A 13,387-nucleotide genomic window follows, 5' to 3' on the forward strand; every position below is an offset into this window, starting at 1 on the left:
GCGCGGCTCGGGGAAGGGGAGGCCGCTCTTCGCGGCCTGCCAGGCTGCGCCGGCCGGGCGGGCCGGGAGCGGGGAGGCCGACGGTTCGGGTAACCCGGCGTGGTCGGGCTCGGACATGGGTGTCTCCAGGATCGGGGCGCGGGCTACGGGCAGGTGTGGGGCAGGGGGAGGGAGCACCAGGCGGTGCGGGTCTCGGGGGCGAAGCCGGCCTGCCCCCCGAGCTCGTCGGCGAGCAGGCCCACGATCCACAGGCCGCGGCCGCCCTCCGCGTCCAGGCCGGGATCGGCCGGCTTCGGCTGGCCGGTCCCGGAGTCCCGTACGAGCAGGCGGAGCTCCCCGCGGGTGACGAGCTGGGACAGCGTGACCGACCCGTTGCCGCCGTGCCGGATCGCGTTGGTGACCAGCTCGCTGACGATCTGGCCCGCGGTCTCCACCAGGGCGTCGAGGCCCAGGTACCGGAGCCGGGCGGCCACGATCATCCGCATGTGGCCGACCCGCCGGGTGTCGACATCCGACAGCGGCTCCCCGAGCACGCCGCCCACGTCGAAGGCGCACTGCATCAGGTCGTCCCGCCGAGTCAGACCGGCCGGTCGCTCAGGTGCCGCTTCAACCCGTAGCGGCGTGATCGTCTGCGTCATGTTCCACACCTGTCCAGGTTGGCGGTGTACGAGGTGTCGCACAGCGTCTACGCAGGGGCTCAGAAGCTGTGCCTGAGGAGAGATGGGGACCGGCCCTTCCTGCATCTCAGGGTCGGTCTGCTCTCGCCTCAACTACGGTGTCCTGAAGACCGGTTAGCTTGCAACGAGAATGCTGCTGAAATTTCAGACGGCATCAGAAGTGGACTATGCAGAGGCATGCACAGGGGGCTGCGGCCACGGCGCAGGGGTGTAAGACTCTGCGCAGGGCGGTAGTCGACCTGCACAACAACAGTGGGATGGTGCACACGTGGCGGCTCGACGAGGGGCGACTGGACGTCGTCTCGAACTCGGAATCCAGCTCCAGCAACTACGGGAGAACTGCCCTCCAGTCGAGGACGGGCGCATCAAGGGAATGACCCGGAAGGCAGCGGTGGCTGCCAAGGGACTCAAAACCCTGTCCGAGGCACAGCTGCTGCGAATCGAGAAGGGAGAGCTGAACTTCCGGCGCAACGTCGGCGACCTCAAGATCCTTCTCAAGCGGTACGGCGTCACCGATGAAGACCTGGTGGAATCCCTGGTCGAGCTCAACCGCGACGCACCTAGCGAAGACTGGCTGACGGGCTATCGCTCCTCAATGCCGACCGGCATGCCGCACTTCGTCGGCCTAGAGGCAGAAGCCGAAGCCCTGCTCGTCTACCACCCGACGATCGTTGCCGGACTCCTCCAGACCCCCGCCTACGCGCGCGCCTTGTTCGAGGTGAACCGGCCCGTGGAGGACACCACGGGCGAGTTCGTCAAAAACGGTGTCGATGTTCGGATGGAACGCAAGAAGCGCGTCCTCGAACGCGAAGACCCGCCGAAGCTGCGCGTCATACTGGGCGAGGCAGCGTTGCTGACGCCCTACGGCGGGCCGGATGTGATGGCGGATCAGTACCAGGAGATCATCAGGCTGGTCCGCGAGAAGCACATCTCGGTGCAGGTGCTGCTCACGGCCAAGCAGGGGTACCGGGCGAGTCACGACTTCACCGTCATGGACCTCGGGAGCGGCCTGCCGCCACGGGTCCAGACGGACAACGCTTGGGGCGCCGTCTCAACGTCGGACAAGCTCCGAGAGGTGAACCGGTTCACACGTCGGTTCGAAACGATGGTGGGTGTGGCCCTCGGCCTCGACGACACCGTCAAGTATCTGGAACAACTAGTGCAAAGGTAGTGCTGTCATCAATACTCACACCCCGTCCTACCGGCTCGCACCCGCAGCCGCCTGGAAGAAGTCGTCATACAGCGACGGCACCGGCAACAACTGCGTCGAGGTGCTCGACCAGAACGGCGCGATTTACGTGCGCGACTCCAAGAACACAGCTGGTCCCGCGCTGCCACTGGGCTCTGCGGCATTCTCAGGGCTGCTGTCCCTTGCACGAACGGACAGCTCGGTCCTGTAGCTCCACAGCGTGGTGGCGGTTGCCCCTCAAGGGTCGTGAGGGGCAACCGCCACCACGCGGTACGCCTCAGTCTAGTTACCCCTATAGCTGGAGAGGCAGGGGCGCGACGTAGACGCCAGCCTCCGCCTCGCCAATCCAGATGTGTTGCCCTTCGGGCGTGACGGTCATGCCGAAGTCCCAGAAGGTCGGGCTTCCGCGTTCTTCCCAGTGCCGTCGGCCGGCTTCGACTTCCGTCAGGAGGTGACGGGGGCCGCCTTCGTGCGCCGTGGTCGTTCCGGTGCTGCTCGTGGTGGTCGTGGCCCAGGAGCCGACGCCGTCGTGAAGTTCGACGGTGAACTGCTGCCCGGTGTCGGTGTCGGTGGTGATGCGGATGTCGGGGTGGGAGACGCGGAGGGCGAACAGCAGGGTCGGGTCGGCCAGCGGGCGCGGGTCCCGTTCGGCGGTGGCCTCGCGGGCGGCCGCGGTGTCGCGGATGGTGTGGTGCTGGCGGCCCTGGTCGGTCCCCCGGCTGGGCATGAACATCCCCAGGCCCTGCACCCAGCCGGTGGCGGACTTCCCGTCGTCGGCGACGGTGAGCGCGAAGTGGCCCAGGCGGCCCCAGGGGAACACGATCCGGCCGCCGGGTCTGGTCTGCTCGATCCACGCCCACGGGACCTCGTCCACGGCGTACGTGGCGATCAGACGGTCGTACGGGGCTGCGGCCGGCCATCCGGCGTTGCCGTCGCCGCTGTGCACGGCGACCCCGAGCCCAGCCGCATCGAGCCGTTCCCGGGCCGCGGCGGCGAGGGACTCGTCCACCTCCACGGCGGTGACCCTCCCGGCGCCGGCGCGGGCGGCGAGGAGTCCGGCGTTCCAGCCCGCGCCGGCGCCGACCTCCAGCACGCGGTGACCGGGCTCCAGGACCAGGGAGTCGAGCATGTCGGCGACGACGGAGACACACGACAGGCTGGAGCTGGGCAGCCCGTCCAGAACCTGCGTGACGGCCGAGTCGTAGGGCCGCGCGTAGACGAGATCCGCCCAGCGCTCCGGGTCCGCGGCCCGGTCGACGGGCCCGTACGAGGTGCCGTCCCACCTCCACAGCCGATCGGGGGCGAACTGATGGCGGGGAACGGTCTCCAGGATGGCGCGGCGAACCCACTCGGAGTCCGCCGGCCACAAGCCCTGGGTGTCCATGGCTTCCGTCAGCGCGAGCCGACGGTCATCGAGATTCATGAAGGTGGACTACTTCCCGCGGGTGCCGGTCGGGGGAGGGGGCGGTGGCACCTTCCCGTCGGTGTTCCCGGGCGGGGGCGTCCCCGTGCTGGGGTCGGGGCTCGGTTTGCTGTGCGTACCCACGGCGTGCTCCTTCTGGAGGTCGGTCGTGCAGACGGCCCGGGAGCTGATATCCGCTCCCGCGGCTGGCACCACTAGACCACCGGCGGACCGCCCGAGGTGAGCGGTTTCCAGCCCCTGCACACCGTTTGCAGATCCTGCAAACGCCCTACACTCCGGGCATCCGACCCGTTACCGTAAGTGGGCTGATCGCCCGGGGGGCCTGATGAGTACCGACCCGCTCTGGAACACCGGCCCGGTCCAGTCCCTGGTGCGGAAACAGGACGCCGGCGGCCTCGTCCGCACAGGACGACACGCCCGCGGCTGGCGCCAAGCCGACCTCGGCGCCCGCCTGCGCTGCTCACCATCCACCGTCTCCCGCCTCGAATCCGGCCGCCTCGCCGACCTCACCCTGCTGCGGCGAGCCGCGGGCGAAATCGGCGTCCCCGTCGAACTGCTGGCCGCCTCCTTAGGGCTGAGGGCTGGCCCCGGCCCTAGAGTTGCTGCTGATCCGTTGCCTGTCCTGGAGGACCCGATGCGCCGCCGCACCGTCATCGCCGCCGTCGGCCTCGCCGCCCCCCTCTCGCTCGTCGGCGGCCTGGAAGCGGCGTTGGCCCTCACCCCCGACCCCACCGGTTCCCCCATCCCGCTCGACGCCCGCCTCACCACCGCCCGGGGCCTCTTCGACGCCGGCCGCCACCCCGAACTCCTGGACACCCTGCCCGCGCTCCTCGGCGACGCCCACCACCAGGCCGCCGCCCACCGCCGCGACCTCGACTACGCCCGCCTGTCCTCCGCCTACACCCTCGCGGCCACCGTCCTGAACAAGCTCGGCGAGTACCGGCAGTCCCGACTGACCGCGGACCGGGCCGCGACCTACGCCGAAGTCTCCGGCTCACCCCTCGCGGCCGCGGCCGCCGCCCGCGAACTCGCCGCCGTCCTGCGCCACCAAGGCCAGGAAACCGCGGCGCAGCGCCACATCCAGGCGGCTGTCGCCCGTGTCGGGGCCACCGGCCTGACCACGGACGCCCAGGCCTCCGCCTATGCGCAGATGCTCGCGTCCACCGCGTACACCGCGGCGATCGCCGACGACCGCGACCAGGCCCTCGCCATGATCCGCGAAGCCGCCCGCGCCGCCCGTGACCTTCCCGACCAGGCGCCGGCCGGCCGTCTGTTCCCCATCACTCCGGCCGCCATCGACCTGTACGCCGTCGGCGTCCACTGGTCCCTCGGCGACGCCGGCGCCGCACTGGAGGCCGGGAAGGGCCTGCACCCGGGCCAGTTCGCCACCGCGGAACGCAAGGGCCGCATGCACACCGACCTCGCACGCGCCTGGCACCTGAGGGACAGGCCCGAGCAGGCCGCCGCCGAACTCCTCAAGGCCGCCCGCGTCTCCCTCTCCGAGGTACGGGACCGGCCCCCCATCCGGCAGATCGCCACCGAACTCCACAGCCGCCACCCCCACACCACCGGGGTCCGCGAACTCGCAGCGATGATCACCCCCGCCCGGTAACACCAGAACACGTGATGGGCCAGGGGTCCTTGCGTGTCCCCCCGTATGGGTGAGCCGTTGCGTCGAATGTGACAGACACACAAGCCCGCTCCCTGACCGCCCCGCACCCCCGCGCGCCCCTCGGGGAGCGGCTCGGCAACCGGCTGCGCCGCCGACGGCGACCGGCCCCCGAACCGCTCCCCGCGTGGACACTCGGCAGCGAACGCCACGAGGACCGTGCCGACGGCCTGCTCACGATGGCCCGCACCCTGCCCCGCCTGATGCGGATCACCCTGTCCTTGGCCTGGCGGGCCGACCGCACCGCCCTGCTGCGCCTGGTCGGCCTCCAACTCGCCGCCGGCGCGCTCACCGCCGCGGCGCTGCACATGACCCGGACCGCCCTCGCCGCGCTGTTCGCCGCCGGCGCGCCCCTGGACCGCCTCGACCGCGCCGAACTCGCCCTGCTGGCCCTGGCCGCCGTCGCCGCCGCCCGCTCCCTGACGTCCGCCGCGACCGTCGCGACGACCGCCCGCCTCGGCCCGCGCGTCGACGGCCGCGCCGAACTCGCCTACCTCGACGCCGCCACCCGCGTCCCCCTCGCCGCCTACGACGACACCGCCTGGTGCGACCACGGCGACGCCGCCAACCGCGCCGCCAAGGACGCCCACACCCTCGTCGAATCCCTCGTCGCCCTCACCGGCGCCGCGCTCGGCATCACCGCCGCCGCCGGAATCCTCGCCGCCCTCGACCCGCTGCTGCTGCCGCTGTTGCTCCTCGCGGTCCTGCCCCGCGCCTGGGCCGCCGCCCGCGCCGCCCAGGCCGCCCACCGCGCCGACCGGCACGCCGTCGGCGACCGCCGCACCCGCCACATCCTCATGTACCTCGCCGCCGGCCGCAGCACCGCCCTCGACGTCCGCGCCGGCACCATGCGGCCCTGGCTCCTCTCCCAGTACCAGACCGTCAGCCGCCGCCTGGAGCAGCACACCGCCCGCATCGGCGCCGACACCGCCCGCCGCCAGCTCGCAGGCGACACCCTCGCCGGCGCCGCCACCCTCGCCGTCTACGGCGCCCTGCTGTGGCTGACCGTCCACGGCCGGATTCCCACCGCGGACGCCGCAACCGCCCTCATCGCCGTCCAGACCAGCCGCGCCCTGCTGACCGGCATGGCCACCGGCCTGACCACCACCTACCGCATGGGCCTCTACCTGGAGGACTGGTCCGCCTTCCTCGCGGACGCCACAGCCCGCACCACGCTCCCGGCCGCCCCCGCGCCGGTTCCCGCGAACCCGGTGGTCATCCGCGCCGACCGCGTCGCCTTCACGTACGCGGGCGCGTCCACGCCCGTCCTCACCGACATCTCCCTGACCGTCCGCCGGGGAGAGATCCTCGCCATCGTCGGCCACAACGGCGCCGGCAAGTCGACCCTGGCCAAACTCCTCGCCGGGCTCTACGCCCCTACCAGCGGGGCCGTCACCTGGGACACCACCGACCTCGCCACCGTCGACCCCGACGAGCTGTACTCCCGCCTCGCGATGCTGCCCCAGGACATCGCCCGCTGGCAGGCCACCCTCCGCGAGAACGTCACCCTCGGCCAAGGCGACCAGAGCGACGCCGCCGTCCTCGCCGCGGCCCGCGCCGGCGGCGCCACCGAGGTCATCGACTCCCTGCCCGACGGCCTCGACACCCCCATCCGCCCTGCCCAGTCCGGCGGCCGCGACCTCTCCGGCGGCCAGTGGCAGCGCATCGCCGCAGCCCGCGCCTACGCCCGCACGAACGCACCCCTGCTGATCTGCGACGAACCCACCAGTGCACTGGACCCCCGAGCCGAGCAGGCCGCCTACGACCGCATCCGCGAACTCGCCGCCGACCGGACCGTCATCCTCATCACCCACCGCCTCGGCTCCACCCAGCACGCGGACCGCATCATCGTCCTCGACCACGGCCGCATTATCGAAGAAGGCAACCACGACAGCCTCCTGGCCGCAGGCGGCGAGTACGCGACCATGTGGACCACCCAGGCCCGCGCATACACTCCAGCAGCAACACGAAGGGCATGAGGATCACGATGAGCCGACGGCCACCAAGGACCCCGCCCTGGAGCCCGTCAACGGCCTGATCCCCGAGACCACCGAAACGGACGGCACCTACGTCCTCACGTACCCGCTATGCGGGCCGGTCGGCAAACCGCACCGGTTCACACTGCTGGCCCGCCGCGCGTTCGAGGCGTACGCCGACGAGGAACACTCCACCGGGCCCGGCCCCCTGGAGCGGGATTCGCAGCCTTGTAGAGCTGGCCGAGGGCGAACCCGGAACCTGGGAGTGCCTGGTCGGCGAACAACGGTACGTGGTGCGCCGGCAGGGCCCGTCGAGGAACTGACCCGCGACGAAAACGTCGCGGCGACCGTCACCACGGGTCTGTTGCGCAGGCCGGCCGTCGCGTTCAAGGCGATGTCGGACGACACAGCCCGCCACCAGGTCAATCACGCCCAGGTCGAACGCGGACGGCAGGCGCGTGAGCACTTCGAGCAGTCCAGCCCTGCCGCTCCAGCCGTGAAGCGGATCGACCGGACGGTGGAGTTCCTGGACCTGATCACCGCCTGCCACGCCTTCGTCGCCGCCTCCGGCCGCGTCGTGCCCGGGCTGCGGGACCGGCAGCTCGACGAGGACGAACGCGTGATCGTCCACGAGAACATCGCCCGCGTCAGGGCGACGCTGGACTGGATCGAAACCGCCGTGGACACCGGAAAGGTCGACGTCGACGGCAAACTCGCCCGCTTGCTCCAGGGCGAGTAGGGGGATGCCGCGCGCCATCCGGCGCCGTTCGGCCGCGGCCGAGCCGCATGCCGACACCGTCCGCATCATCCTCTTCGAGGCCCGCCCGGCCGGTCTGGCCTTCGGTCAACTGGTCCGCTCCTGCGAACTCTCACCCTCCCAGGCCCGCGCGGGACTGGCCTGTCTGTGGGACACCGTCGCCGAGCGGGGATGGCCCCCGCTGATCTGGACCAGGCCGGACGGCTACCGGTTCTGCTCCGACCCGCACGAGCTCCAGGCGTACGAGGTAGCGGTCGTCCGCGAGAAGCTCACCGAGATCCGCCGGTCATCACCGGCGTCGTCGCCCCGCACACCTTCCTGCAGCCCAAGGGCCGGTGGATCCGGCACCTGCACACCCAGCTCAACTCCGTCGAATCCACCCTCGACATCATCGCCGACTACGCCGACGCATGAAAACGGGCAGGTCCGGCCGCGATGCGGCCGGACCTGCCTCACGAAGGGAGGGGAAAACCATTGGCCCGGCGGCGCTGCTACCCCTCGGACACCTTCGATGACGAGTGGGCCCTGATCGAACCTCTGCTGCCCGTTCCCGCCTGTGAGACCCCGCGAGGGGGCCGGCCGGAGAGGCATCCGCGGCGGGAGATCGTGGACGCGATCCGGTACGTCGTGGACACCGGATGCAAGTGGAGGGCCCTGCCGAAGGACTTCCCGCCTTGGCGGACCTGCTACAACTTCATGGCCCGCTGGGCCGCCGCCGGCGTCATCGGACAGATCCGCGACCAGCTCCGCAAACGTGTCCGCCGAGACATGGGCCGGGCACCCGGCGCGGTCGCCACCATCATCGACTCCCAGTCCGTCAAAGCCGCCGAAACCGTCGGCCGCGACTCACGCGGCTACGACGCCGCGAAGAAAATCAACGGCCGCAAGCGCCACCCTTGTCGTCGACACCAAGGGCCTGCCGCTGTTCGTCATGGTCACTCCGGCCGACGTGACCGACCACGACGCCGCGAAAGAGGTGCTGTTCCGGCTACGGTTGATGCACCCGGAGATCACGATCGTCTGGGCCGACTCCGCCTACGCCGGACAGCTGGTGACCTGGCGAAGAAGTACCTCAACCTGACGGTGAAGACGGTGAGTCGGCCCAAGGACGCGGTGGGCTTCGTCGTCCTGCCCCGGCGGTGGGTGGTCGAGAGATCGGCCGCCTGGGTCATGCACGCCCGCCGGCACGCACGCACGCGCTACGAACGCCTCGTCCAGCACTCCGAAACCCTGATCACCTGGGCCGCAATCACGCTGATGACCAGGCGCATCACACGACGCCAGTCCCGCCGGGCGGCCCAGCCTCTCTCACGCGAACACGCCCGGGCCTGACTGCGGTCTCTGCCGCGACCGCAGTGGGAAGCGGTCCCGCCATGACGGGACCGCTGAAACGGAAAAACCTCGGTGCCTGTCGGGCTTCCTCAGACAGTATGGGTCTTGGGGACCGGCCGGACGACGGCGCAGCAGGCGAGTCCGATCAGGAGCATGGCCACGGGGAAGTCCAGCGCCGCTTGGGTGGCGGTAGTGGGGGTGTCGCCGACGTGTGCCTGGAGGAGGACGCCGGTGGCGGCGCTGCCGAGTGCTCCGCCGAGTTGCCGGGTGGTATTGAAGACTCCTGAGGCCGCGCCGACCAGGGATGGCTCCAGGGTCCGGGTGGCGATCCCGGCAAGCGGGGCCGAGACCAGGCCGACCCCGCTACCGGCCACGAGGAGTGACGGCATCAGCACCCAGAGGCTGATTCCGGGGTGCAGCAGCCAGGCGAGAGTGGCGGTGCCCACGATGAGCAGGGCGAAGCCCAGGGCCGCGAGGGCGCGGGGACTTGTGGTGTCGGACCATTTCCCGGCCAGACGCGCGCACAGGGAGGACAGGGCGAACATCGGGACGGTGGCGGCGCCAGCTGCCAGCGGGCTGTAGCCGAGGTCGCTCTGCAGGTAGATCATCAACGGCAGGAACAGTCCGCCCATGGCGGCTCCCATGGCACCGCCCGCGACGGAGGCGGCGGAGAAGTTCCGGTTGTGGAAGAGCCGCAGCGGCAGGAGCGGCTCGCGGGTGTTGTGGTGCTGCCACCACACGAACACCGCCAGACACAGGAAGCCGAAGACCAGGATCAAGGGGATCGCCACCGGTCCGGCAACCGTGCCCCAGTCGTACGCCTCACCGCTCTGCACACCGAAGACCAGCGCAGTCAGCCCCAGGCCGCTGAGCGCGATACCCCACAGGTCGAGACGGTGCTCCTTGGCGGGCCGCCAGTCTGGCAGCAGCCGGGCTGCCGCGATCCAGCCGAGGATCCCGACGGGGATGTTGACCAGGAAGATGCCGCGCCATCCGGTCCACGTGATCAGCAGCCCACCGATCACGGGGCCCGCGGCCATCGCCGCACCGCCGACCGCACCCCACACCCCAAGCGCCTTGCCGCGGCGCTCGGCGGGGAACATGTGCACGATCATCGACATGGTCTGGGGCGCGATCAGCGCGGCGGTCAGACCCTGGAGGGCCCGTGCCGCGATCAGCGCCTCAGGGCTCGGGGCGAGTGCACAGGCCAGCGAGGCCACAGTGAATCCGGCCAGGCCGGTCAGGAAGATCCGCTTGGGGCCGTAGCGGTCGCCGAGCCGGCCCGCGAGGATCAGCGGCACGGCGTAGCAGAGGGCGTAGGCGCTGTTGACCCAGACGGCCTCGCTGAGGGACGCCCCGAGCGAGGCTTGGATGTCGGGGACGGCCACGTTCACGACCGTGGCGTCCAGGCAGATCATGAAGAAGCTGACGCACAGCGCGTACAGCGCTGTCTGAGGGCTCGCGGGCGAGCCGGAAGACGTGAGGTTACGAAGCAGGCGGTGCAATTTCAGTCGTGTCCTTGGCACGCCCGCCCCGGCCGCACCAAACGGCGCCGGAAACCGAAGCGGGGAACGAAAGCCCGTCACGGGCGATGGCGCTCACACACACTTCGATTCGCACAGGAGGGCTCCAAAGACTCGACAACACACCGAACACCTGGATCGGCATCCCTTTGCTCTTCACAGCCGACACCGACACCAGGCATCCCCGATCGGCCGGTCCACCCGGGGAGGCCAGGCACATCCTGCCCTCGCCTCGACCAATCATCACGAGGCAACTCGGTGCCGGCTCCATTGGGATCCCCATGCGCCCGGAGTTGTCATGCAGGCTTCATTGCGAGCCCGAAAACGCACCCAGAGAATCCCCTCAGCTCGGACCGTACAAACTTTGGGCACGCCTAAAAGTCAGTTTCGAAGGGTATTTCCACTTTCCCAATACGTTCTGGACACAGTCGCCAGTAAAACGACGGGCAAATACCGTCAGTCCCTCCGGCCTCAGGCTTCGGGAGCCGGAATCGCCGCCGCGCGAAGGAACGCCTCGGTGAAGGTTTCGATGGCGTCTTCCGGGTTCGGGAGGCTGACCTGGTTGAACCGCTCGTAGATGGGACTCAGCAGGAAGTAGCTGAAGACGGGGCCGATCATCTGCTGGACCAGCGGCAGCAGGGGAAGGTCGCGGAGGCGACCAGCGGCGATCTCTGCCGTGATCCACCTGCCGACGTTCTCGACCATGGTGCTGAGGGCCTTCTGGTAGACGGCCTGAGCCGCCGGATCGCCTGGTCGGGCCAGGGCGTCGGCAATGACGGCCGGCAGGACACGGGGCTCACGCTGGAAGGCATCCGCCACGATGCGGAAGACGCTTCTCACGGTTTCCTCCAGACCTTGCTGGGGGGCCTCAAGGACGGTGTCCACGTCGACATCGGGGCTGTACTGCTCGTAGACGGCGTACAGCAGTGCGTCACGGCCTCCGAACGCAGCGTAGAGGCTGTGAACGGAGCACTGGGCCCCATCGGCCACTCGTTCCAGAGTCACAGCCCTCAGGCCGTCACTTCCGAGCAGCCGCGCGGTGGCCTCGATGGCGCGTTCCCGCACCGACGCCTGCCCCCCGGGGTCGACCCCTGCCGCGCGAACCGCATCGTCGAGGGCCGTGCGGCTCCCCCCGATGCGGCGCAGCAGTGTGCTGCGGGAGATGCCCGCCTCCGCCGCCACGGCGACCAAGGGGACGTCGGCCACGGGAACGCCGCGCATCTGGGCAGCGCGGATAGCTGCCATTACCACATCTTCGGGCACCATCGTGCACCCCCACCTAAACTTGACACATGGTTCAGTGTTCACTGTAATGGAGTACCAAGGTTCTGAAGGGTTCGGGGCGTGCTGGACCCTCGGGTCTTCCCCGTGGCATGGCAGTCGAGCCTGCCTCTCTTCATTCTCCTCGAAAGGTGTGATGGCTGTGTTCCCCCCTGCTTCCGCACGGACAGACAGTCCTTCGATGGTCGGCATCGGCTCCGAAGCCGTGGTGTGCGGCGAGTTCGAGCCCGGATTCGAGCGGGTGCGCGACGCTTTTGAGGCGAACTTCCGCACCCGTGGCGAGATGGGCGCAGCAGTCTGCGTGTACAGCAACGGGCGCAAGGTCGTGGACCTCTGGGGCGGTTTGGCCGACCCCGAGTCCCAGACGCCCTGGCACCGCGACACCATCGTGGGCATGATGTCCGTGGGCAAGGGCATGGCCGCCCTGTGCGTCCTCATGCTCGCCGATCGGGGACAGCTGGATCTGGACGAAGCCGTCGCGTCCTACTGGCCGGAGTTCGCCCAGGCGGGCAAGGCCGAGATCACCGTGCGGACCCTGCTGCAGTCCAAGGCGGCCCTGTTGTTCGCCGACGCGGCGCCGGACGGTTCCGGCTTCGACTGGGACACCATGATCCGCTCTTTCGAGAGCCAGGCTCCCGAATGGGAACCGGGCACCAAGGGTGCCTACCACACGATGAGCGCGGGATTCCTGCTTGGTGAACTCGTCCGCCGCGTCGACGGGCGCCCCCTGGAGACGTTCTTCGACGACGAGGTCGCCGGTCCGCTGGGAGTCGACTACCGCTTCGGTCTTCGCCGCGCGGATTTCCCTCGAACGGCCAAGATAAGCGCCCCCCTCGACCAGACGCTCCTCGATCAGATGGCGACACCGGGCACCCCTCTGCACCGCGCATGGCGCATCCGCCCCCGCCCCGCGGACCTCCGGGCGAACCCGAGCAACGACCCCGACTACCTCATGGCCCGGTTCCCCTCGGCCAACGGGCAGGGCAACGCGCGGGCCGTCGCGCGCGTCTACGCCGCGCTTGCCGAATCGGGCGAACTGGACGGCGTCCGTCTCATCTCTCGCGAACTGATCGACCAGGCCCGTACGCCGAGCTGGGAGGACATCTGCCCGATGACTGGCATGTACACGCGCTACGGTGCGGGCTTCGTCCTTCCGGACGAGACAACGGTTCCCTGGCCCGGCCGGCGGGCCTTCGGCCATCCGGGACTCGGAGGCGCTCTGGGAATCGCCGACCCGGAGGCGCGCCTCGCCTTCGCCTACAGCCCCAACCACCTCGACAACGGCGCGGGGCTCGGAGAGCGCTGCACCGCCCTCATCGACGCGCTCTGGAGCGACCGAGCCCAGTAGATCCGATGGCCCCCGCCCGTGGCGACACAGACCGGCGGCCCCTCGGGCGGGGCAAGCCCGTCGCGGGAAGGGGGGATCGGGGCGTCGTGCGTAGAGATCTCGATGTTCCGTGCTCAACGACAAGTCAGGTCCGGTCATGCCCTCATCCCCTCCGCCGCGGGCGGCCACCTCCCCGTTGGTGACCACGCCACGGATCCGACCGCGTCGGGACC

9 protein-coding genes and 3 pseudogenes are annotated in these 13,387 nt (G+C 70.1%); 8 read left to right on the forward strand and 4 right to left on the reverse strand.

Annotated features, from left to right (window positions below; all coding sequences use genetic code 11):
- Positions 1-143 precede the first annotated feature (143 nt).
- A complete protein-coding gene (locus CP968_RS31965; protein WP_229886954.1) occupies positions 144-638 on the reverse strand; it encodes an ATP-binding protein in 495 nt (164 codons plus the stop codon).
- Positions 639-945: 307 nt separating this feature from the next.
- Between CP968_RS31965 and CP968_RS31970 the strand changes: the two genes are divergently transcribed.
- Both CP968_RS31970 and CP968_RS31975 read left to right on the forward strand, forming a co-directional pair.
- Complete coding sequence (locus CP968_RS31970) at positions 946-1,848, forward strand: DUF5753 domain-containing protein (RefSeq protein WP_150521302.1); 903 nt, start codon at positions 946-948, stop codon at positions 1,846-1,848.
- A 7-nt stretch (positions 1,849-1,855) separates the two neighbouring features.
- A complete protein-coding gene (locus tag CP968_RS31975; RefSeq protein WP_150522251.1) occupies positions 1,856-2,077 on the forward strand; it encodes a DUF397 domain-containing protein in 222 nt (73 codons plus the stop codon).
- Positions 2,078-2,158: 81 nt separating this feature from the next.
- On the opposite strand, the gene CP968_RS31980 is transcribed toward CP968_RS31975, so the two are convergent.
- Complete coding sequence (locus CP968_RS31980) at positions 2,159-3,289, reverse strand: methyltransferase domain-containing protein (RefSeq protein ID WP_150521303.1); 1,131 nt, start codon at positions 3,287-3,289, stop codon at positions 2,159-2,161.
- A gap of 325 nt (positions 3,290-3,614) precedes the next feature.
- Here CP968_RS31980 and CP968_RS31985 point away from each other — a divergent pair, with 325 nt between their 5' ends.
- The 5 genes and pseudogenes from CP968_RS31985 (at position 3,615) to CP968_RS32005 (ending at position 9,023) form a co-directional block, all read left to right on the forward strand.
- Positions 3,615-4,901, forward strand: a complete 1,287-nt coding sequence (locus CP968_RS31985) for a helix-turn-helix domain-containing protein (protein WP_150521304.1) — start codon at positions 3,615-3,617, stop codon at positions 4,899-4,901.
- Between the two features lie 68 nt (positions 4,902-4,969).
- Positions 4,970-6,937, forward strand: coding sequence for an ATP-binding cassette domain-containing protein (locus CP968_RS31990; protein ID WP_150521305.1), 1,968 nt, complete (start codon positions 4,970-4,972; stop codon positions 6,935-6,937).
- A 307-nt stretch (positions 6,938-7,244) separates the two neighbouring features.
- Positions 7,245-7,673: pseudogene (locus CP968_RS31995) on the forward strand (DUF6192 family protein); the annotation flags it as partial.
- Positions 7,674-7,677: 4 nt separating this feature from the next.
- Positions 7,678-8,105: pseudogene (locus CP968_RS32000) on the forward strand (RacP protein).
- A 21-nt stretch (positions 8,106-8,126) separates the two neighbouring features.
- Positions 8,127-9,023 (forward strand): annotated as a pseudogene (locus tag CP968_RS32005) (IS5 family transposase).
- An 89-nt stretch (positions 9,024-9,112) separates the two neighbouring features.
- Here CP968_RS32005 and CP968_RS32010 read toward each other — a convergent pair.
- A complete protein-coding gene (locus CP968_RS32010) occupies positions 9,113-10,528 on the reverse strand; it encodes a DHA2 family efflux MFS transporter permease subunit (RefSeq protein WP_208836000.1) in 1,416 nt (471 codons plus the stop codon).
- A 489-nt stretch (positions 10,529-11,017) separates the two neighbouring features.
- Positions 11,018-11,791 (reverse strand): TetR/AcrR family transcriptional regulator, encoded by a 774-nt coding sequence (locus tag CP968_RS32015; protein WP_229886955.1) that lies wholly within the window; start codon positions 11,789-11,791, stop codon positions 11,018-11,020.
- A 217-nt stretch (positions 11,792-12,008) separates the two neighbouring features.
- Between CP968_RS32015 and CP968_RS32020 the strand changes: the two genes are divergently transcribed.
- Positions 12,009-13,175 carry a serine hydrolase domain-containing protein gene (locus CP968_RS32020; protein WP_208836001.1) on the forward strand — a complete coding sequence of 389 codons (1,167 nt, stop codon included), beginning with the start codon at positions 12,009-12,011 and terminating at the stop codon, positions 13,173-13,175.
- The last annotated feature ends 212 nt before the right edge of the window (positions 13,176-13,387 follow it).

Source organism: Streptomyces subrutilus (assembly GCF_008704535.1).
GTDB lineage: Bacteria > Actinomycetota > Actinomycetes > Streptomycetales > Streptomycetaceae > Streptomyces > Streptomyces subrutilus.

Excerpts from the sequence above, each read along its gene's own strand:
- CP968_RS32020 (WP_208836001.1), top strand. The coding sequence starts at position 12,009 with ATGGTCGGCATCGGCTCCGAAGCCGTGGTGTGCGGCGAGTTCGAGCCC.
- CP968_RS31985 (WP_150521304.1), top strand. The coding sequence starts at position 3,615 with ATGAGTACCGACCCGCTCTGGAACACCGGCCCGGTCCAGTCCCTGGTG.
- CP968_RS32015 (WP_229886955.1), bottom strand. The coding sequence starts at position 11,791 with ATGGCAGCTATCCGCGCTGCCCAGATGCGCGGCGTTCCCGTGGCCGAC.
- CP968_RS31980 (WP_150521303.1), bottom strand. The coding sequence starts at position 3,289 with ATGAATCTCGATGACCGTCGGCTCGCGCTGACGGAAGCCATGGACACC.
- CP968_RS31965 (WP_229886954.1), bottom strand. The coding sequence starts at position 638 with ATGACGCAGACGATCACGCCGCTACGGGTTGAAGCGGCACCTGAGCGA.